15 protein-coding genes are annotated in these 21,516 nt (G+C 45.5%); 13 read left to right on the top strand and 2 right to left on the bottom strand.

Features of this window, described 5'->3' with window-relative positions; translation table 11 throughout:
- Window positions 1-15 precede the first annotated feature (15 nt).
- Window positions 16-4,530, bottom strand: a complete 4,515-nt coding sequence (gltB, locus tag FGL37_RS03790; protein ID WP_028072540.1) for a glutamate synthase large subunit — start codon at window positions 4,528-4,530, stop codon at window positions 16-18.
- A gap of 290 nt (window positions 4,531-4,820) precedes the next feature.
- Between gltB and FGL37_RS03785 the strand changes: the two genes are divergently transcribed.
- From FGL37_RS03785 to FGL37_RS03750, 8 genes are all read left to right on the top strand, one after another.
- Complete coding sequence (locus FGL37_RS03785; RefSeq protein WP_037534701.1) at window positions 4,821-5,393, top strand: RNA polymerase sigma-70 factor; 573 nt, start codon at window positions 4,821-4,823, stop codon at window positions 5,391-5,393.
- Between the two features lie 57 nt (window positions 5,394-5,450).
- Window positions 5,451-6,386: a FecR family protein gene (locus FGL37_RS03780; protein ID WP_028072542.1), complete on the top strand. Its 936-nt coding sequence runs from the start codon at window positions 5,451-5,453 to the stop codon at window positions 6,384-6,386.
- Between the two features lie 3 nt (window positions 6,387-6,389).
- Window positions 6,390-9,746, top strand: a complete 3,357-nt coding sequence (locus FGL37_RS03775) for a SusC/RagA family TonB-linked outer membrane protein (protein WP_028072543.1) — start codon at window positions 6,390-6,392, stop codon at window positions 9,744-9,746.
- An 18-nt stretch (window positions 9,747-9,764) separates the two neighbouring features.
- On the top strand, window positions 9,765-11,291 hold the full coding sequence (locus tag FGL37_RS03770) for a SusD/RagB family nutrient-binding outer membrane lipoprotein (RefSeq protein WP_028072544.1): 1,527 nt from the start codon (window positions 9,765-9,767) through the stop codon (window positions 11,289-11,291).
- A gap of 158 nt (window positions 11,292-11,449) precedes the next feature.
- Window positions 11,450-12,547: a mandelate racemase/muconate lactonizing enzyme family protein gene (locus tag FGL37_RS03765; RefSeq protein WP_028072545.1), complete on the top strand. Its 1,098-nt coding sequence runs from the start codon at window positions 11,450-11,452 to the stop codon at window positions 12,545-12,547.
- A 254-nt stretch (window positions 12,548-12,801) separates the two neighbouring features.
- Window positions 12,802-13,782: a deoxyhypusine synthase family protein gene (locus tag FGL37_RS03760; protein WP_028072546.1), complete on the top strand. Its 981-nt coding sequence runs from the start codon at window positions 12,802-12,804 to the stop codon at window positions 13,780-13,782.
- Between the two features lie 92 nt (window positions 13,783-13,874).
- The gene (locus FGL37_RS25675) at window positions 13,875-14,537 is read left to right on the top strand and encodes a hypothetical protein (protein WP_028072547.1); all 663 of its coding nucleotides are present in this window, start codon (window positions 13,875-13,877) and stop codon (window positions 14,535-14,537) included.
- Window positions 14,538-14,566: 29 nt separating this feature from the next.
- Window positions 14,567-15,142, top strand: coding sequence for a non-canonical purine NTP diphosphatase (locus FGL37_RS03750; protein ID WP_028072548.1), 576 nt, complete (start codon window positions 14,567-14,569; stop codon window positions 15,140-15,142).
- A 66-nt stretch (window positions 15,143-15,208) separates the two neighbouring features.
- On the opposite strand, the gene FGL37_RS03745 is transcribed toward FGL37_RS03750, so the two are convergent.
- Window positions 15,209-17,728 (bottom strand): OstA-like protein, encoded by a 2,520-nt coding sequence (locus FGL37_RS03745; protein WP_232048626.1) that lies wholly within the window; start codon window positions 17,726-17,728, stop codon window positions 15,209-15,211.
- A gap of 54 nt (window positions 17,729-17,782) precedes the next feature.
- Between FGL37_RS03745 and tilS the strand changes: the two genes are divergently transcribed.
- The 5 genes from tilS (at window position 17,783) to FGL37_RS03720 (ending at window position 21,503) form a co-directional block, all read left to right on the top strand.
- Window positions 17,783-19,123: a tRNA lysidine(34) synthetase TilS gene (gene tilS / locus FGL37_RS03740; protein WP_028072549.1), complete on the top strand. Its 1,341-nt coding sequence runs from the start codon at window positions 17,783-17,785 to the stop codon at window positions 19,121-19,123.
- Window positions 19,124-19,143: 20 nt separating this feature from the next.
- Window positions 19,144-19,638: a hypothetical protein gene (locus FGL37_RS03735; protein ID WP_028072550.1), complete on the top strand. Its 495-nt coding sequence runs from the start codon at window positions 19,144-19,146 to the stop codon at window positions 19,636-19,638.
- Window positions 19,639-19,727: 89 nt separating this feature from the next.
- Complete coding sequence (locus tag FGL37_RS03730; protein ID WP_028072551.1) at window positions 19,728-20,048, top strand: DUF4834 family protein; 321 nt, start codon at window positions 19,728-19,730, stop codon at window positions 20,046-20,048.
- Window positions 20,049-20,080: 32 nt separating this feature from the next.
- Window positions 20,081-21,184, top strand: coding sequence for a DNA replication/repair protein RecF (gene recF, locus FGL37_RS03725; RefSeq protein WP_028072552.1), 1,104 nt, complete (start codon window positions 20,081-20,083; stop codon window positions 21,182-21,184).
- Complete coding sequence (locus FGL37_RS03720; protein ID WP_051607386.1) at window positions 21,177-21,503, top strand: DciA family protein; 327 nt, start codon at window positions 21,177-21,179, stop codon at window positions 21,501-21,503. The genes recF and FGL37_RS03720 overlap by 8 nt, the downstream gene beginning before the upstream one ends.
- The last annotated feature ends 13 nt before the right edge of the window (window positions 21,504-21,516 follow it).

Genomic DNA, 21,516 nt, shown 5'->3' with positions numbered 1-21,516 from the left:
TCTGTGCTCCCTATTTTATGCTTCAACTAATTTTTGACGAATGACATGTTTGTATTCTCTTGGGAATACTTTAATAAATTTATTTTTCTCGCGGCTCCAATTCTGCAGGATGAAGTCCGCCCGACGGCTGTTGGTGAGCAGCACATGACGCTTCAATAGAGCGATGATTGCCGTTTCGTCCTCGCTTTCCAATGGATCGAGGTCAACCATTTCCTGGTTACAGTTTTCACGGAAGTCGGCATTGATATCGTAAATCCAGGCGATACCGCCGCTCATGCCGGCAGCGAAGTTGCGACCTGTTGCGCCGAGGATCAATGCGCGTCCACCTGTCATGTATTCACAGCCGTGATCACCGACACCCTCAACGACCGCTGTAGCTCCGGAGTTGCGTACCGCAAAACGTTCACCAGCCTGTCCATTGACAAATAGATGGCCAGAGGTGGCTCCGAATAATGCCACGTTGCCTATAATGATGTTGTCTTCAGGTACAAGCGAGCTTTCAGGTGCGGGGTAGATGGCCAACTGGGCGCCGGATAGTCCTTTACCCACATAGTCGTTGGCTTCGCCTTGCAGCTCGAATGAAAGTCCCTTGGTGGCAAATGCACCGAAGCTCTGACCTGCAGAACCTTCAAATTTGAAATTGATCGTGTTGTCAGGCAAGCCTTCTGATCCATACAATTTGGAGATTTCGTTGGACAACATCGTTCCGATGGTACGATCCGTATTTTTTACTTTGAAGGTACCAAAGACAGGGGTTTTGCTTTCTAGAGCCAATTTGGATTGTTTTAACAAGCCCCAGTCCAGAATCATGGCCATTCCATGATCTTGCTCTTCCGTATTATACAGGGACTGGCCCGGCTCGTTACGTTCCACGTGCAGTATGTCCGTAAAGTCAATTTTCTTCGCTTTCCAATGGTCGATGTTTTCCCGTTTCTTCAAGAACTGTGCACGGCCGACCATTTCATTGATCGTGCGGAAGCCCAGATAAGCCATCGTTTCACGTACCTCCTCCGCCAGGAAGGTGAATAAGTTGACAATGTCTTCGGGTTTGCCGGAGAATAATTTCCGCAGTTCTGGGTCCTGTGTTGCAACGCCGACAGGGCAGGTATTCAGGTGGCATTTACGCATCATGATACAGCCGCCGGCCACCAGTGCTGCGGTGGATACTCCCCATTCTTCGGCACCTAACAGCGTGGCAATTACAATATCGCGTCCGGTTTTTACCTGACCATCGGCCTGCAGTACAACGCGGCTGCGCAATTTATTTTTGACGAGCGTCTGGTGTGCTTCGGCAAGTCCGAGCTCCCAAGGAAGCCCGGCATGTTTGATTGAGCTAATTGGTGATGCGCCTGTTCCCCCGTCAAAACCAGCGATCAGAATCACATCTGCATGGGCTTTGGCCACACCGGCAGCGATTGTGCCGACGCCGGCTTTGGAAACCAGCTTTACATTGATCCGCGCCTGCCGGTTGGCATTCTTTAAGTCGAATATCAGCTGGGCCAGATCTTCGATCGAATAGATATCATGATGCGGAGGTGGCGAAATCAGGCCTACGCCAGGTGTGGAGTGCCTGGTTTTAGCAATCCATGCATCCACTTTAGGGCCCGGCAGCTGGCCCCCCTCACCCGGTTTGGCACCCTGGGCCATTTTAATCTGCAGTTCATCGGCCTGTGTCAGGTAGTTGGCAGTAACACCAAAGCGTGCAGAAGCTACCTGCTTGATTGCCGAACGCATCGAGTCGCCATTTGGCAGTGGCTGATAACGTAGTTCATCCTCCCCCCCTTCACCGGTATTGGATTTTGCACCAATACGGTTCATGGCAATGGCCAATGTACTATGCGCCTCGTGAGAGATGGATCCGAAAGACATTGCACCTGTTGCAAAACGTTTGAGGATTTCACTTGCCGGTTCCACCTGCTCCAAAGGAATGGAGTTGCGGTGTTTGGCAAAATCCAGCAATCCACGCAGGGTAAACATATGCTCTTTCTGTTCGTTGATTTTGGCAGCGTACTTTTTATAGGTGGCATAATCGCCGGTACGGCAGGCCTGCTGAAGAAGATGTATGGTGTCGGGGTTCCATAAGTGGCCTTCACCACGGCGCTTCCACTGGTAAATACCACCTTCTGGCAGCAGGTTTTGTGGTGTCCGGCTTTTTTCGAATCCACGCCAGTGTTTGGACAGTGCTTCTTTGGCAAGGTCATCCAATGTCATGCCGCCAATGCGGGACACAGCACCGCAGAAGTATTTATCGACAACGGATTTGTCGATGCCAAGTACTTCAAATATCTGTGCTCCATGATAGGATTGCAGGGTTGATATTCCCATTTTGGAGAAAATCTTCAACAAGCCATTATTTACTGCCTTGACATAGTTTTTAGAAAGTTCTGGCCATGTGAGTTCGGTATCCAGCGTGTTCTGTTCTTTCATGGTCCGGATGCTGGCCAAGGCCATATATGGATTGATGGCCGTAGCGCCAAATGCCAGCAGGCAGGCAAAATGGTGTACTTCCCAGGCGTCGCCGGCTTCGACGACAAGTCCTACGGCACCTCGGTTTCCTGTTTTGATCAGATGGTGATGCACAGCGGATACGGCGAGCAGCGATGGAATCGCGGCGTGTTTAGAATCAATGGCGCGGTCAGAAAGGATCAGAACTTCAAATCCGTCGCGTACGGCATCGTCAGCATATCTGCACAAGCGTTCCAAACCTGCTTCCAGGGAGCCCGGTTTTCCGTCTGACCGGAAGTAGGACTGAATGGTCTTTGCCTGGAATAATCCGGTATCTATCGAACGTAATTTTTCGAGTTCCTTGGACGTTAGAATCGGATGTGGCAAGGTCACACAGTGACAGAATTTTTTATCTTCAATCAAAATATTGCCTGCATTGCCGATAAAGGTAGCCAGACTCATCACCAAGCGCTCGCGTATCGGATCGATCGGCGGGTTGGTCACCTGAGCAAAAAACTGTTTGAAGTAACTGGAGATATGCTGTGGCTGATCTGAAAGAATGGCTAACGGTACGTCTGACCCCATCGAACCGGTAGGTTCATAACCTGTCAAGGCCATAGGCGTTAATATCGTTTCCAGGTCTTCCCTGCTGTAGCCAAATGTCTTTTGGTATTTGAAAACCGATTCTTTGGAAAGATACGTATAGGTGACACGCGGCTCTTCAAGTTCTTCCAGTTTGATTTTATAATTATCCAACCAGTCGCCATAGGGTTGCTGATTGATCAGTTGATCTTTTACCTCTTTGTCTGTCAGGATACGACCCTGTTCCATGTCCACGAGGAAGATCTTGCCGGCTTGCTGCCGGCCTTTTTTAATGATGGTGGACTCGTCAATGGGAAGAGCTCCGGCTTCGGAGGCGACCACCACACGGTCATCCGAGGTTACGGCATACCGTAGCGGCCGTAGCCCGTTACGGTCCAATGTGGCTCCGATGTGCTTACCATCCGTAAAGCAAAGCGCTGCTGGACCATCCCAAGGCTCCATTAGTGTCGCGTGGTATTCGTAGAAGGCACGTTTTAACGGATCCATCTGTGTATTGCCATCCCAAGCTTCAGGTACCAGCATGAGCATGACATGGGTAAGGCTACGTCCGCTATGCAAAAGCAGCTCAGCAACATTGTCCAGACAGGCGGAGTCCGACTGCCCCCGATCTACCACAGGCAGCAAGATTTCCATCTCTTCATCCGTAAAATAGGGTGATGAAAGTGAGCGCATGCCGGCGTAGAACCAGTTGAGGTTTCCGGTTAAGGTATTGATTTCACCGTTGTGGGCCAACATGCGGAATGGCTGTGCCAACGACCATGAAGGGAAGGTATTGGTGGAGAAGCGTGAGTGTACCAGACCAAAGGCGGACACGACACGTGGATCACGCAGGTCAAGATAATAGGTGCCGACCTGGTATGTTGTTAATTGTCCTTTGTAGATAATTGTTTTGCAAGAAAGTGATGCAAAGTAGAGTGGGAGAGGGTATTCTTGTTGTTGTTTAACTTTTTGGATGATCAGGCGACGTAGCACAAAAAGTTTGCGTTCAAATTCTTCAGTGTTAGAAACGCCGTCCGGTCTGCTGACAAAAAATTGGACGATTTCAGGTTCTGCACTGAGCGCTGTCGGTCCAATACCCTCACGATTAACGGGTACTGGACGGTAGCCAAGGAATTTCATGCCCCTTTCCACTGTCGCTTCCTCAATCAGATCACGGCAGATCCTATTCATGGTCTCTTCCTTAGGCAGGAAAACCATTCCGGTTCCATAGTATCCTGGTTCTTCCAGCTGTATGCCTAAGTTGATGCATTCTTCCCATAAAAACTCATGTGGCAACTGAATCATAATACCGGCGCCATCGCCACTCTCCGGATCACAACCACAAGCTCCGCGGTGCTCCATGTTTTCCAGCATGGTCAACGCATCTTTTACTTGTGCATGTGATTTGTTCCCTTTGATATGGGCGACGAAGCCTACCCCACAGGCGTCATGCTCAAAATTAGGGTCGTAAAGGCCCTCCGTTTTCGGTCTCTGTTCGATCATCTTTCCTTTTCAAATAATTATAATTGCTAATATAGGAATAAAAAATGTAAATCCTTATAAAAATTGTAAATATTCTGTTTTTTATTTGATGTATTTTAATTTTAATCTCTTTTTGTTAACGAAGTTGTATTTGTTGATGAAATCGCCGGACTGTTGGGGCATCTCATTTTGCAATAGGATTTTCTACATTTGTATCTTGCTGACTTATAAAAGTATTATCGAATCTGCGTGAGCAGATTACATTTTGATATCGAGGATATCGTAGTGGATATCTTTAAAGATCGATTGAAATGGACTTTACATCTACGACCATACAGTATACCGGCCAACAAAGAAAATTCCGTGAATTTTATCTGACCTATAAGGACAAGGTATATACCTATGCTTTTTCCCATTTAAAGGATAAGGACATGGCCGTCGATGTTGTGCAGGAGGCTTTTACACGTATCTGGAAAAAGGTAACCGCCGGCGAGGAGCCAAACAACCTGCAGTCCTATCTCTATACTGTCTCCAGAAACATTGTATTTGATGAGATCCGCAAAGAAAAGGTGCGCATGAACTTTTTGGAAAAGCAGCGAATGGCGAATGAGGGCGGCGATAATTCCGGAGAGGAGCATATCGAATTTAAGGATTTGGAAAGGCTTTATCGTGAAGCATTGGAATTGCTTCCTGATGCGCGGAAGCGTATCTATTTACTCAGCAAGGAAGAGCATTTGTCCAATCAGGAAATTGCAGATCTACTAGGGATATCTATCAATACGGTCCGTGATCAGATTGTGAAATCAAACAAAATGGTACGCCAATTTATCCTTTCGCGGATGGGAAGCTCCCTTGCGCTGCTGATTTTTTTAAAAATTTTGTAATTCCCCATCGTCTTTCCGGGAGTCCCGGCCGTCTTTCTTATAATACGGAACGAAAAGATGAACAAAGATAATCTTAAAGCGCTTTATTGCCGATACTTAAGAGGAGAGTGCAATCGCAACGAAGAGAAGTTGCTCCAGCTGCTTTTGCCTGATCTGCTGGAACGGGAATTCTTTTCTTTTGAAGAGGTCCTCGATGTAGTTGAGGGTATGGAGCTCGAAGCTGCCGAAACAGAAGCGGTTTTTAGCCGGATACTTTCCGATTCATCGCCTATCATCCCGATGCGTAAAAAACCGTTTACGATGTTGCGCAGAATTGCGGCCGTATTACTGTTTGTCCTATTGTCGATGGGTGCAGTCTTCTATTACACTTTCCAAAAGGATAGAACCTACATGGTATATTCCAATCCCGGTCCGTTTGTTAAAACGATTGTATTGCCCGATAGCACACGTGTAGTCTTGGCCAGTCATGCGACATTGACACAGATTTCCGACTTTAAAACCAGTGACCTAAGGAAGGTCCGCTTATCTGGCGAGGCTTTTTTTGAGGTGAGGAAAGACCCTGCCAAGGCTTTCGTCGTCGAAAGTAAAACCAACTTTGAGGTCCGGGTGCTGGGTACCGCCTTTAACCTGATTGATCTACCGGGCAAAGGGCAGTTAGTCCTCAGCAAAGGGCTGGTCCGGGTCAGGAAAGCGAACAGGGAGGCTGTGGTTGTCCCGGGGCAGAAGGCAGAATATACCGCTGGACGTGGATTCGATATCGAGGCGGTGGATACCTTGGCTTTTTCTTCCTGGAAGAGCGGGTTAAAGTATTTTGACAAACAGGTGCTGAGCGATCTGGTGGCCGATCTGGAACGTCTATATGGGGTAAATCTGCATTTGGATCCCGCCTATTCACACAAAACGTATTCCGGTTATTTGCCGGTTGACAGTCTCGACAAAACAATTCTTATCCTAAATAAAGCATATAAAACAACAATCATTTATAAAAAATAATATATGAAAAGAACCAATACCTTCTTAAAGCTGGTCGGCTGTACCCTGTTGTTGCAGTCTCTGGCGTTCAGCAGTATCGCCAATCAGGCGCCTAAAGATGATTTTGCCCAGATCATCAGCCGGATGGAGAAAAAGCTGAATATTAAATTTGGCTACGATGCATCGATTGCACATGTACCTATTCATCAGGGCCTGTCGCTCGATAAGGTGAAAAAGGAAACCCTGGCGTCCTTTATCCATACGGTATCCAATGGTGCATTGACCGTGGAACGGATCGACGATACGTTTTATTTGATTACGGCCAAGGAAAAGACAAATGGCCAAAAGGCTGCCCCAGTAAAAAAGTCGGTTGGGAAGTCCATACAGCAACAAGAACTCCGCGGACTTGTCCTTGATCAGGAAAACGGCAGTCCTTTGGCGGGAGTTACCATCCGGGTCAAAGGGGGGACAAACGCGGCGACAACAGGAGAGGATGGTTCTTTTGTGCTGCGTGGTGTGACGGATAAAGAGGTTTTGCAAATTTCCTACGTCGGATATCAGAGCGTCGACCTTCCGGCCTCTTCAGCTAAAGTGATCCGGCTGGTCAAGTCATCTGAGGAGTTGGGTGAAGTGGTTGTCACGGCATTGGGGATCAAAAGAGAACAGAAAGCGCTGGGGTACGCCACACAGAGTGTGAAAGGGGAGGAACTGACACGTGTGAAAGGCGTCGATGTGGGCACCACTTTGACGGGACGTGTGTCGGGCGTGCGGGTATTGAATAGCTCTGAATTTAATTCCACTCCTGAAATCCAGGTTCGGGGGCTGACCCCACTTTTGGTGATTGACGGTGTTTCTTACGAAAACATGACCTTGCGGGATGTTCCCGTTGACAATATCCAGGATATGACGATTCTGAAAGGCGCAACTGCAACGGCGCTTTATGGTAGTAAGGGATCGGGCGGAGCGATCATGATCACAACCAAGAAGGGCCTGGCAGAAAAAGGAACAGAGATTACGGTAAATACAAATAATATGTTCTTCTCAGGCTATCTTGCGCTTCCCGAGGTGCAGCATAGTTACTCGGCCGGAGAGGGCGGTCAATTCAATAATAATGATTATGTATGGGGAGATAAATTGGATATTGGACGCCGGGCAAAGCAATGGAATCCGATTACAAAGCAGATTGAAGAGCAGGAACTGACTTCCAGGGGGAAAAATAATTTCAAGAATTTTCTGGAACCGGGTTTCATCAGTAACAATACGGTAAGTTTCACCACCCAAGGAGAGCATGGGAGTGTCCGTACATCCATCAACCACATTTACAATAAAGGGCAGTATCCGAACCAAAAATTAAATCTGACAAATATTTCGGTGACAGGGACAACCAAACTAAGCGATAAAGTTGATCTGGAAGCTCGCTTAGGATACAATCGAAGCTCGTCTTCGACGAACTTTGGTAGCGGTTACAATGACCAAGGGTATATTTATAATATCCTGGTGTGGACAGGGCCGGAATATGATTTGCGGGATTATAAGGATTACTGGCTGGTGAAGGACCAGCAGCAGAACTGGATGTATAAAGGCTGGTATGATAACCCGTACCTGATTGCTTATGAAAAGACAACACCCGAGCTGATCAACAAAATGAATGCGGCATTAACTCTGAATTATAAGCTCAATGACTGGGCAAAATTCATGGTTCGTTCGGGCTATGACTATCAGGGCAAATCAAGAACGCAAAGAAATCCGATCGGTATTTACGGTACACGTGGTGGTTTCAAAGACTGGGGTGGTTTTGACAGCAAGGGAAAATATATGAAAGGTGACTATGATGCGTTCAGTACCACCAATGATTTTATTTTCACCGCGAAAAAGAATTTTGGAAATTTTGGTATCGATGGTCTGATGGGTGGTTCGATTTTTTATCGACAGGATAATAATTTGATCTCAAAGACGGTCAACGGACTTTCTATTCCCGGATATTACTCGCTTCGTAACTCAATCGGGCCGGTCAATTCGGTAGAGTCCCGGATCAAGGAAATGCGCAACGGCATATATGGCCGGTTGTCTCTTTCTTGGCGCAATGCTGTATTTGTCGAAGCAACCGGAAGGAATGACTGGTCCAGCACATTGCCACAGGCCAACCGTTCTTATTTTTATCCTTCTGTTTCGGGAAGTGTTGTTGTCAGTGACTTTTTGTCCAGCAGGCCGGCCTGGTTGGATCTGTTCAAAGTCCGTGGATCCTGGGCGGTCACCAAATCTGTCCTCGATCCGTATGAAATCAACAGGGCTTTCACGATGACGCCGAATGTCTGGGACGGATTGCCGACAGCGTCTTACCCTAATCTGATCAAGGATTATTCGATTTCACCGACACAGCGCAATTTAACGGAATTCGGTTTTGACTTTGGTCTGCTGCGGAACCGCTTATATGGTAATTATACACGCTATTATCGTCTGCTGAAGAATGAAATTATTAAAACAGAACTTTCCGAAACTACCGGATTTACCGAACGCCTGATCAATACGCGGGAACAGGAGATGACCAAGGGGCATGAGATCACTTTGGGCGGTACGCCGATCAAACGTGAAGATTTCCAATGGGATATGATGCTGAACTTCTCGCAGAACATGCGATATTTCCATCAGATAGATCCCGAATATTCTGTAGATGCGCTGTATGTGCGCAAAGGCCTGCGGGCCGACTACATCGCGTATAGCGACTGGGAATGGTCGCCGGACGGACAGCTGGTCATAGGGGACGACGGTCTGCCGGTAAGTGCGCAGTACAAAGATCAGGTCATTGGATACACGGCCCCTAAATGGTTTTGGGGTTTTAGCAATCAATTCCGCTATAAGGATTTTTCATTCAGCTTAAGCATTGACGGACGAATCAAGGGAATGTCCTATTCGACGACGAACGATTACTTATGGAATACTGGAGCACATGTGGATTCAGATACCCAATACCGCTATGACGAGGTAGTCAACGGTAAACAGACCTTTATCGCTCCCGGAGTCAAAATCACCTCTGGAAGTGTAACCTATGACGATTACGGCCGTATTACCGAGGATACCAGGACATTTGCACCCAATGACCAGACCGTTTCATATGAGACCTATTATAGGAATGCGAGCGGTGGACGCTGGAACTACTGGGATGAAACGTTTATTAAGCTCCGTGAACTTTCGCTGAACTACCGCGTGCCCGAAAAATTTGCTTCGAAACTACGGGCCAAACGTGCCAGTGTGGGTATTACCGGGCAAAACCTTCTTCTTTGGTCCAAAGAATATCGTTTTTCTGATCCAGACCGGGGAAAAGAAGATCTCAATTCACCTTCGATGCGGTATATCGGATTTAATTTAAACCTTACTTTTTAATTCATTAATTATAGAAATATGAAAAGATTATGGACTTCATTTGCGTTGCTGGCCCTGATGGCCACAACGGGCTGCTCCAAATTTGATGAGATAAATACGAATCCCGAGACGCCTGAGACCGTCAAATCTTCGCAGCTGGCCACACGGATCGTTTTGAATCTGACGAGGCAGTCTCGCACCAAAGGATTTATGCAGCCTTATATGCTCACCAAATCCGTGATATGGTCAGAGGCCAGAGATGCCAATCAATATAACGGATGGTCCAGCTATGATCTTTCCTTGACAGGGATCAATGATGCGCATTTCATGGCGAAGTTTGCGGAAAACGAAGGCTTGGCGAAATCGTACGATGCCTTGATGCATTTTGCCCGCGCCATGAAGTTCTTTGATCAGACCATGCATGTCGGTGAGATACCTTACAAAGAGGCACTAAAAGGGGAGACGGAGAAAATTTATTTTCCGAAATACGATAGCCAGAAGGAGGTGTTTCTGGGCATATTAAATGAATTGGAGCTCGCTGACAAGCTATTTTCCGAAGGAATTAACTTCGCGGGGGATCCCCTGTTTGGCGGGAATACCGGCCGCTGGCGGAAGATCGTCAACAGTTTTGCACTGCATGTCCTGATACAGCTTAGCAATAAGGAAAATGACGTAGATCTTCAGGTAAAAAGCCGTTTCAAAGAGATCCTGACTAAAAAGCCCGTCTTTACCTCAAATGATGATAACTTTCAGGTGACACATTCGGACAAAGCCGGACAGACCTATCCATTTTATAAGATAGATAACAGCTTTATCATCTATCCTGCGGTGTCTACAGAGATCATAGACAGGCTGAAACAATGGAAAGACCGTCGCTTGTTCTATTACGCCAATCCATCCCAGCTGCAGCTAGATAACGGCAAAAAAGCGGGTGATTTTGACGCTTATACAGGTATTGATCCTGCGGTGTTGTTCTCTTCGATCAGTGGCATTATGAAAACAAAGGATTATTCACGGCTGAACGACCGTTATACCGAACTGGTGGAGGGGGAACCTACCCAGCAACTGGGGTATGCTCACCTCTGTTTTGTGATTGCAGAAGCCGCGGCGCGTGGCTGGATTGCGGATGCTGCTGTCGACTGGTATAAAAAAGGAATCGAGGCTTCGATGACCTTTATTGGGAACAATACACCCAATACAGCCCAGTATCACCACGGAATGCCTTTGGATGCGGCTTATATTACCGCGGCTGTCGCAAATTACGCTACAGCATTTCCGTCAGCACGCGAGGGACAGATCGAAGCAATTATTACCCAAAAGTATCTGGCAAGTTTTCTGCAGGGACTGATCATTCCTTATTACGATTACCGCCGTACAGGTTATCCGAAATGGAAGATCAATCCTTCATCCAATATGAATGTCAATGAGCCGTCGAAGATTCCGGTTCGCTGGAAATATCCAAATATTGAATACGAAAAAAATCGGGCCAACGTGAATGAGGCCGTAAAGCGGCAATTTAATGGCGAGGATGAAGTCAATCAGGTCATGTGGCTATTAAAGCCTTAATCTTCGTGTAACCTTACATATCTTAATAGTTAGTCAGCCCCTTAACAGGATTCTCCATCTTGTAGGGGCTTTTAATTTGGCAATGAATCTGAGATACCTACTTGACTGCTGACTATTTTTGACGTAATTTGGCGCTATACCTATATTTATATCGAACAATGAAAATAACAGCAATTGATATCTATAGATTGAGCATCCCTATGGAGCCCTTTGTAATTGCGACGGGGACGATGGATTACGCGCAGAACACGTTCATCCGTATACATACAGACACCGCTATCTATGGGGTCGGCGAATGCTCGGCTTTTCCAATGATTGTGGGCGAGACACAGGATACCTGTCTGGTTCTGGCCCGCGACTTTGCGCAGATCTGGAAAGGAAAGGACCCTTTGGCGATTTCCGAAAGGCTCGCGGAACTGGATCTTTACATTGCCGGCAACCGGACGATCAAATCTGCTTTTGATATGGCTCTACATGATCTGGCCGCAAAGCATGCGGGGCTTCCGTTGTATAAGTATTTAAAAGGTAGCCGCCGGGAGATCACCACGGATATTACCCTAGGAATCGCAGGTCCGGAAGAAATGGCGCTAAAAGCGCGGCGTCTGCAGGATGAAGGTGCCGTGATGTTGAAGGTCAAGCTGGGTAAAGATCCGAGCAGAGATGTGGCACGTATTCGTGAGATCCGCAAAGCTGTGGGGTTCGAGATGCCTATCCGAATCGACGCCAATCAGGGCTGGTCCTATGAAGATGCGTTGGAAGCCCTGAAAGGCCTGGAACCGTTTAAAATCCAGTTTTGTGAACAACCGATGCGTACATGGAACGACGCACTGCTTCCACAGCTTAGATCAGAAACGATTGTCCCACTTATGGCCGACGAATCGGTGTACTCGCATCATGATGCCGAACGTCTCTGCAAAGCCGATGCCTGTGATTACATCAATATTAAGTTTTCAAAATCTGGCGGGATACAGGAAGCTCTAAAAATTAATCAGGTGGCTGAGGAGTATGGGATCGCCTGCATGATCGGTGGCATGCTGGAGTCCCGCTTGGCTCTGGCCGCCAAAGTACACTTTGCCTATGCAGCTCCGAATGTCAAGTTCTTTGACCTGGACACCTGTATGGTAGGACACCTCGAAGATCCTGTTATCGGAGGCATACAATATGAGGGGTATAAAATCCATATTGCTGATGAGCCCGGAATAGGCGCGGATATCAGCAGTTCATTTTTGGATAAATGTGAACGATGGACAGTATAATGAAACGTTACGATGAATAGTATGAGTTGGGGAATCGGTACACAGGAAGTTGTTGTCCTCGTTATTATTATAATTTTTCTGGCCGCTGCCTATTTCATTTTTTCAAAGTTGCTGAAAAAATGAAATTGGTCAGTCTTTTTACATTTGTTAAAAAATGGGTGGCCTCGACCTGTTTTTATGCCGATAAGGAGTTAAAATAGATATTATTCAGTACCTTTGCGGTACTTATTTTTTTATAAAAGTTAGAACATATCATGAGTACTCAAAAAGGACCTATTTCTCAATTTATTGAGCATAATTACCGTCACTTTAACGCTGCAGCATTGGTAGATGCTGCGAAAGGTTACGAGGAGCATCTTTTGGATGGTGGAAAAATGTTGATCTCCCTGGGTGGAGCAATGTCAACTGCCGAATTGGGTGTTTCCTTGGCAGAAATGATTCGTCAGGATAAAGTACATTTTATTTCATGTACTGGCGCCAATTTGGAAGAAGATGTGATGAACCTTGTTGCGCACTCGCATTACAAAAGAATCCCAAACTATAGAGATCTGACTGCAGAGCAGGAAAGAGAATTGCTGGATAATCATTATAACCGTGTCACAGACACCTGTATACCAGAAGAAGAGGCTTTTCGCCGTTTGCAGAAACATCTTGAGGATGTATGGCATGCCGCTGAAGCAAAAGGAGAACGCTATTTGCCACACGAATTCCTTTATCAGGTTGTTAATTCCGGTGTGTTGGAGCAATACTATGAAATTGATCCGAAAGATTCATGGATTGTTGCAGCTGCCGAGAAAAACTTGCCTATCGTCTGTCCGGGATGGGAAGATTCCACCACCGGTAATATCTTTGCTTCAAATGTCATCAAAGGTAAGTTAAAGGCAAGCACCGTTAAATCCGGTATCGAATACATGGTATATCTGACAGAGTGGTACCGCAATAATTCAGGGGGCAAAGGGGTAGGGTTCTTCCAGATTGCTGGGGGTATCTCCGGAGATTTTCCGATTTGTGTTGTACCAATGATGTATCAGGATCTGGAATGGGAAGAAGTACCTTTCTGGGCTTATTTCTGCCAAATTTCGGATTCCACAACTTCTTATGGTTCGTACTCAGGTGCAGTACCTAATGAAAAAATCACCTGGGGAAAATTGGATGTCGATACACCGAAATTCATCGTCGAGTCTGATGCAACGATCGTCGCGCCGCTGATTTTCTCTTACATCTTAGGACATTAATCAGATGAACATACAGGAAGGAGCGAGGGATCGCTCCTTCTTTCTTTTGGACGATGTTCCTTATCTTTACCCTCGTTAATATTTTTTCAGTAATGAGCAATCTAACGACAGACAATCCGGTAGCGCTTCAAGCTTTAATGGGTGAAACGATTTTTACCAGTGGGTTTGATTTTCGGTCAGAATTAAATAAACTACAGGTACAACAAGCAGCTTCCACGACGGTAGGACAGGAGTCGCTTTTGTCAGATCCGGAAAAGAAGGACGCGACGTATATTGCTATTGGCGTCAATGAAGAATTAGCCGTTTCAGCCGGTGGGACTGCTCCATTGACCGCTTCGGTAAATCAGCTCGAAGTACTGGGCGGTGAGTTTACCTATCAGGGAAGCAAAGAGCAGGGGATACTGTTTATCCTGCGCTACGAGCAGTATCCATACTTCTCTCCGGCAGCGCTTGATGCATTTGAAAAAACAATCGGTGCCATGAAGCTAACAAAGGAAACTGTGGCGGTCGTGAATTTGGCAAATCCTCATAATCCGAATGACTTCAAGCGCATTATGCAGTTTTTTCAGCCTACGAAGATTATTTTGTTAGGGGTAGAGCCAACCTCACTGAAACTGCCCGCCATAGCGCATAATTCCTATATGAAAGGACGGGTCGCCACCGTGTTCAATACTTTCAGTTTTGAGGAAATGTTTGCCGATGTGCAGAAAAAGAAACTATTCTGGAATGAATTCAAAACATTTATTAATTCTTAATTGCTTTTTTAATTTTAGACGATCAGAAGATGCTAGAACTTGTGTTTGCCACCAACAATGCCCATAAACTGGAAGAAGTGCAGGCAATCGTAGGCAATGCTTTTACGATTAAAAGCCTGAATGATATCGACTGCCACGATGATATTCCTGAAACCGGAAAGACTTTTGAAGAAAATGCCCAGCAAAAAACAGATTATTTGGTCAACAAATATGGTCTTTATTGCTTTGGCGATGATTCGGGTCTCGAGATTGATGCCCTAAACGGAGAGCCAGGGGTCTATTCCGCCCGTTATTCGGGTTCGCGCAATATGGAAAAGAATATTGATCTTGTGCTCGAAAAACTCGGCGATAACCCCAATCGCAAAGCACGGTTCAAAACGGTGATTTCGCTGTATCTCAATGAAAAGCAGCATTTTTTTGAGGGGAGTATTGAAGGCAGGATCGTCGACGGCCGACGCGGTTCAGACGGCTTTGGTTACGACCCCATTTTTATTCCGGAAGGTTATGACAGGACATTTGCGGAGATGAGTGCTGTAGAAAAAAATGCCATTAGCCATCGAGCGATAGCCGTCGGTAAGCTAGCCGATTTCCTGAAGACGATATAACACCATGTTGAGCTGAGGGCAACGCATATAAAAAGAGCGGATCATATGCTGAGATCCGCTCTTTTTTTATTTTGTTTCTTTCGGTTTGTCGTCGCCTAGCTTATCAGCTTTGACTGGTACGACCGCGGGGCGGGTAGTTACAGAATCTTTGGCCGTGAGGTTTTTTGAGGGCTTATTCACTGTTTCAGCTGGCTTTGCCGGCGTTTTGTCCATTGCGTTCGCTGGTTTTGGGGCTTCTGTTGTTGTTTTGCTGGCTTTATTCTCGCTTGCGCTGCCGCCAGCCTTGACTCCGCCCTGCTGCTCAGCTTTACTATTACCACCGTCTTGTCCCTCTTTTTCAGTAGGAACTGTAAAGGACGCTTTTGAGAGATCCCGTTTTCTATTTAAAAGATCTTCTTTTGATTTGGGACGATCTTCCGGCCGCCAGATGAAGTTGGGCAGGAACTCTTTGTCGGCAGTGACTTCGGCGATCGGATAGACCTTTCCGTCCACTTTCCGGATAGAAACATATTCCTTGAGCTTATTGTCCTCCATCAGGATCTTAAACCGGCTGCTTCGATCATGGACCAGCTCAGTCGCAATATTCGTTTTTTCGTCGATATTGTAGAAAATATTTTCGGCATTGCCATCTACAAATAGCCGCTCCATACGGTTGTTGGTAAAGAAACTGGTGATCTTTCTTCCTTTGATCTGATTAAACTTCAGAGAGTCGCTGGTCGCATTGACCATAAACGCATTTCCGACCAGAAGGGAATTGTCCAGTTTCTGATTTTTTATTTGCAGGAATATCGTGTCGGCTGAAATCTGTGAATTTTCAGCCCACATCATCGGTTTACCCATTAGTCTGAACATGGAGTCCTGCATACCATAGTACATGGAATCGGCTACAGCCTGAAGGTCAGATTTAAATAGCCTTGCGTTGTAGTAAGCTTTTATGATCCTTGTCTTGGCGGTATCCTGAGGAACAGAATCGCGTTGTCCCGCTTGCGCATTTTTTAAGGCATCACCCATTAACTTGTCGGACTCGCCTCCTTTGGGGATTACAGCTCTCCGGCGCAGTACGCTGTCGGCTTTCAAATTTTTCTCAATCTCGATCCGGTTTTGGTCGCCTGCCACTACGGGTGTTTTTTTCGGAGCACGAGTTTTGCCTGCCGTGATCGTATCGGGTGTTTTTTTGTCAGTTTTTTCGATAGCAGGCCTTTTCAGCTCCTTTTTAAGTAGGGTATCTGTACTTTTTTGGAGGCTATCGGCGATATTTTTGATGCCGATCGAATCGGTACCGGTCATTGTGGAGTCACTTTCGCCGTAGTCGACCTCATCGTCGTCTTCGATGGCTCCGCCTTCGCGGTCCAGTTTAAAATCGCGGGCAATATAGTTCTTCCGCAAAATCAGCTGGGAGAATAAGGTGTCAGCGGTCATGAAAACCGAATCCATCTGGGAACTTTCAGGTAGATCATTTTCTCGTGGAACAGTGCCTTTCGTTTTGTCAGTAGCCGCCGTCTGGGGTGCTGCGGTTTTGCGATCTGCTTCTTTATTCTGCTGAGGTTCCTTTTCCGATTTTTTGTTCGCTTTGATTTCTTTTTTTTCCGTGGTGTCCGCTTTTTGCTGTACAGGAGAAAACGGGGATCCAGTGTTATCCTTTTGGGACGAATCTTTTTTGACAACAGAGACCACCAGCGGCTTGTCGGTCATCGTGATGGATTCACTTTTGCTATTATAGAGACCATAGCCACCATAAGCATAAAACTTGTCCAACGTGTCTACAAAGACCACGTTCTTGACCGCTTTTCCAATGCCGCCCTGGCGGTCATAAAAAAGGCTGTCGCCTTTCAGAAATTTAGTTCCTTCAGTATAAAGATTGTTTTTCGAAAAATAAGCTTGGCCAGTAGCCATATGGTAACGTCCCTTTTCCGTATATAAGTTTTCGCCTTTATTACCCTTTATGTTGGTCGGGCCATAGAATTCGGTAATGCGGGTGTTGCCGTTATATTTCATCGAGTCAGTGTATACTTTGACATTGGTAGACCGGACGACTACTTTCTGATTGAAATATGACTCACCTGTATTTTCGAAATAAGTAGCACGTTGGCTGGTGATGGTGTCGCTCCCCGACAGGATCCGGCCGCCGCTATAGTAGTTTCCGATTTTGCTTCGCATATTATAAACTAGGTGATCGGTCGTCAATGTGGATCCATTGGCGCTGACCATGCGCACTGTCCCTGTCAAGGTTGCGAGCTGCATGGCGGCCTCGTAATGCAATTTGTTGGAAAATATTTGGGTGCCGTCTGGTTGAGTGATAATCACATTGCCATAGGCTTCGAAAAATTGCCGGCCGATTTTATCGTTGTGCAGGTAACCGCTATCGGAAGATAACGTGGAGCCCAGGTGCTCATAGACAGGGCGGTAAAACATGGCATTGCCTGTTTTGGAATTGAATACGCTATAGGAAGATGATAGCAGACGCAATTCGTCCTGCTTTTGCGCCCGCGCCGCAAAGCCTGTTAAAATAAATACAATAAGGGTAAAAATGTATTGTTTCACAAGGGCAAAAATATGGATTTTAATGGCTACTTTATTGGATTTCACAAATTTTAAGATACGAATTTATCAATCCGGAAAAATATACCGTAACTTTGTTATATGAATGTGCTGGAAAGATTAATGGGCTATATCGAAAAGGAGCATTTAATGATGCCTCATGAGAAAATATTGCTCACCGTAAGTGGCGGTAAGGATTCGATGCTGATGGCACATTTATTTACGAAAGCAGGTTTTCACATTGCCATTGCCCATTGCAATTTTCAATTGCGGGGTGAAGATTCTGATTTGGATGAGGCGTTGGTCCGCGGGTTTGCCAAGGAACATGGTATTCCAATATATGTCAACCATTTTGAGACGAAAGCCTATGCCAAGGAAAGACAGATTTCGATTCAGATGGCGGCACGGGAGCTGCGCTACACTTGGTTCGAACAGCTTCGACGCGAACTTCAGTTTGACCGGATTGCTGTTGCCCAGCATCTCAACGATCACATCGAAACGGTTTTATTGAATCTTTCACGTGGAACTGGCTTACAGGGACTTCAGGGGATCTTGCCCTTACGGGATCGCATAATCCGGCCTTTGTTATTTTTAAAGGCCAGCGAAATCGAGCATTATGTCAATGAGTACGGTATTGCCTATCGCGATGATCAGTCCAACTTTTCCACAAAGTATGCCCGAAATAAAATACGGATTGATATCATTCCACATTTCAAAAAACTACAGCCTGATTTTGAGGCGGTATTTGAACAGAATATCACTCACTTTAAAGAATCTTATCAGCTGCTGCAGCAGTTTGTTGACCCTATTCGGAAAAAGCTTTTTTTGCCTACTGCAGAAGGTTGGCTTGTGCGGAAGGAAGACCTGGAGGAATACCTTCACAACTTACCCCTATTGTATGAGCTTTTCTCGGCTTTTAATTTTTCCAAGACTGTGCTGGCCGACCTGCAGGCTGCCTGGACAAAAGAATCGGGACGGGTGTTTCAGTCTGATTGTTATCACATGCTACTGGACAGAGAAGATCTTTTTATACGGAAGAAGGAGTTTATATCTTCTGACGAAGCATTGATCACTTCGGAGACGGCCACAGTAGAGTGGAAGCAATATTGCTTCCATGCCAGTATATCAAATGATCTTGCAATCATCAGGGCAAAGAATGTGGCAAAGTTTGATTATGATCTGCTGGTATTTCCCCTGACAGTCCGTTCATGGAAGATCGGAGACAGCTTTTACCCACTGGGCATGGAAGGCCGGAAAAAATTGAGCGATTTCTTTATCAACAAAAAAATAAGTCTTTTTGAAAAGGAAAATATTCCAATCCTAGTCAATGGAAATGGGGATATTCTTTGGGTCGCCAATTATCGTATGGACAATCGCTATAAGATTACCGCCAATACAAAAAAAGTCCTTACTTTAGTCTGTGATCTCAATACCCATATCTGATATCTCAATAAATAAAAGAAATGAAAGAAGGTGTACTCTATTCTGAAAACCAATACCTCGGGCGCGACCGTGTTTGGATAAGCGTACGTTTAGTGCTGGTGTTGTTCTGTTTTACAGCATTTTATCTGAATCTGGACCATCTGATCTCCAGCCAGTTATTTTTTATTGTGGGAGTAGGGATCATCCTGACTTCTATCGTCATGATGTACATGGTATTGTTTCGCACCGAAGTATTTCAGGACCATATTTTGATCAGCGGCCTCTGGTCGACCCGTGTTGTGAAAATAGATCTGGCTTCGATAACAAAGATCGAAAAGGCACCGTATAGCTCTTTCTTTTTTAATAATCCCGTTTATAACCTGCATACGAAAGGGAAAATTAAATTCTACGCAGGAGGAAAGAATGCGGTTTTCCTGACAGATAAAGATGGATTGACCTATGTACTGGGTACACAACGGCAGGAAGAGCTCTATCGTACAATACTGGAAGCGAAAGCTCGGCTGGCAAAGTCTTAAAATATGTTAATAATTTCGGATCTGACAATTTAAAGACAACAGTTTACCTCGTTATTGGTTAAATTTGAGAAAATAGCAACGAAATAACTATGGCATTTTTGAAATTTATATTTGTTACAATCGCTGTTTACTTTATAGTAAGGTATTTATTTAGATTATTCTTACCATTCGCCATGCGCAAGGCAGCTGAAAAGCTGATGAAGAAAGCGCAGCAGCAGGGGGGAGCATATAGCAGCCAAGGTCAGGGCAGCACTTTTTATTATGAATTTAGGGGGCAGACTCAGCAGGAAAGTAAACGACCACAATCAGAAGGGAAAATCCAGGTGGATTATATACCACCGAAAGAAACTCCCGAACGTAAAGGAACGGAGACTGCCGGCGAGTTTGTGGATTTTGAGGAAATAAAATAATTTTAGCGTTTTAAATAGCGTATCTTTGTGCCATGTGGCTCAAGCAACTTTCTGTTCTAAACTTTAAAAATTACTCAGAATCGTTTTTGGAATTCCTTCCCGGGGTGAATGCTTTTACCGGCAATAATGGGGTCGGAAAAACCAATCTCCTGGACGCAATCCATTACCTATCTCTTTGTAAAAGTTATTTTAATCCGATCGATTCCCAGCACATCAAAACTGGAAATGACTGGTTTATGGTGCAGGGTGAATTTGATAAAGAATCCAGCTCCGATGTCATATCCTGTAGCCTAAAAAAGAATCAGAAGAAACAGTTCAAAAAGAATAAAAAAGATTATCTACGTTTGGCGGATCATATTGGGTTATTTCCCTTGGTAATGATATCGCCCAACGACAGTATTATCGTGACGGATGGTAGTGAAGAACGACGGAAGTTTGTCGATAACGTCATCTCACAGACGGACAACAGATATCTGGATACACTGATCGCTTATAATAAGTATCTCGTTCAACGCAACAGCCTGCTGAAGCAGGCACGTCAAACCAGCGTATTGGATCTGGGCTTAGTCGAAATCCTCAATTTTCAGCTTGAAGAGGTAGGCAATATTATTTTTCAGAAGAGAAGGTCGTTCATGGAAGAATTTCAGCCCGAATTTGACCGGCATTATCGGTTTCTGACGGAGGCGGCGGAATCTGTGCAACTGGAATATGAGTCACCACTTATGACCGACTCATTTATCAATATTCTTGAAAAAAATCTCGAACGTGACCGTATTCTCGAACGTACCACTCAGGGAATTCATAAAGATGACCTGAAATTTACCATCCATGGTGGCATGCCGCTGAAAAAATTTGGTTCTCAAGGCCAGCAAAAATCGTTTTTGATTGCGTTAAAGCTTGCCCAATATTCCTATTTACAACAAAAAAAAGGATTTAAGCCTCTCTTGCTATTGGATGATATCTTTGACAAGCTGGATGACCGCCGCACCCGCAAGCTCATGCAGATGGTCTCCGAGGATGATTTCGGGCAAATTTTTCTGACGGATACCGACTCCAAAAGAATTCAGCGAATCTTTGATGAAATCAATCGTCCTGTTCGTATATTTGACATCGAAGGAGGACAAGTGAATGTATAATAAACCAAAAAAAAATGGGTTAGAATTTATCCGGTCTAGCGATGATATGACCATTAAGCAGGGCGTGGAGCGACTCCTTGAAGCCTATAAGCTGCGTCGAAAATTTGACGAAACCTCCATTGCATCGGTATGGCCTCAACTGATAGGCAAAGCGATCGCCAACCGCACGCAGCAGCTGTATGTGCGCGATAAAAAGCTCTTTGTGCGCGTAGAGTCTGCCGTGATCAAAAATGAACTCGCCTTGATGCGAAGACAGATCCTTGGCCGCGTAAATGAATATGTAGGCCATGTAATCATTGAGGAAGTGGTCATTTTATAGAATTGCGGCGTTA

Source organism: Sphingobacterium thalpophilum (genome assembly GCF_901482695.1).
Classification (GTDB): Bacteria; Bacteroidota; Bacteroidia; order Sphingobacteriales; family Sphingobacteriaceae; genus Sphingobacterium; species Sphingobacterium thalpophilum.
This window is presented reverse-complemented; position numbering and strand designations above follow the sequence as displayed.

Coding starts and splice junctions, on each gene's coding strand:
- FGL37_RS03750 (WP_028072548.1), top strand. CDS start 14,567: ATGCTAGAACTTGTGTTTGCCACCAACAATGCCCATAAACTGGAAGAA.
- recF (WP_028072552.1), top strand. CDS start 20,081: ATGTGGCTCAAGCAACTTTCTGTTCTAAACTTTAAAAATTACTCAGAA.
- FGL37_RS03730 (WP_028072551.1), top strand. CDS start 19,728: ATGGCATTTTTGAAATTTATATTTGTTACAATCGCTGTTTACTTTATA.
- FGL37_RS03735 (WP_028072550.1), top strand. CDS start 19,144: ATGAAAGAAGGTGTACTCTATTCTGAAAACCAATACCTCGGGCGCGAC.
- FGL37_RS03780 (WP_028072542.1), top strand. CDS start 5,451: ATGAACAAAGATAATCTTAAAGCGCTTTATTGCCGATACTTAAGAGGA.
- gltB (WP_028072540.1), bottom strand. CDS start 4,530: ATGATCGAACAGAGACCGAAAACGGAGGGCCTTTACGACCCTAATTTT.
- tilS (WP_028072549.1), top strand. CDS start 17,783: ATGAATGTGCTGGAAAGATTAATGGGCTATATCGAAAAGGAGCATTTA.
- FGL37_RS03785 (WP_037534701.1), top strand. CDS start 4,821: ATGGACTTTACATCTACGACCATACAGTATACCGGCCAACAAAGAAAA.
- FGL37_RS03720 (WP_051607386.1), top strand. CDS start 21,177: ATGTATAATAAACCAAAAAAAAATGGGTTAGAATTTATCCGGTCTAGC.
- FGL37_RS03760 (WP_028072546.1), top strand. CDS start 12,802: ATGAGTACTCAAAAAGGACCTATTTCTCAATTTATTGAGCATAATTAC.
- FGL37_RS25675 (WP_028072547.1), top strand. CDS start 13,875: ATGAGCAATCTAACGACAGACAATCCGGTAGCGCTTCAAGCTTTAATG.
- FGL37_RS03775 (WP_028072543.1), top strand. CDS start 6,390: ATGAAAAGAACCAATACCTTCTTAAAGCTGGTCGGCTGTACCCTGTTG.
- FGL37_RS03770 (WP_028072544.1), top strand. CDS start 9,765: ATGAAAAGATTATGGACTTCATTTGCGTTGCTGGCCCTGATGGCCACA.
- FGL37_RS03765 (WP_028072545.1), top strand. CDS start 11,450: ATGAAAATAACAGCAATTGATATCTATAGATTGAGCATCCCTATGGAG.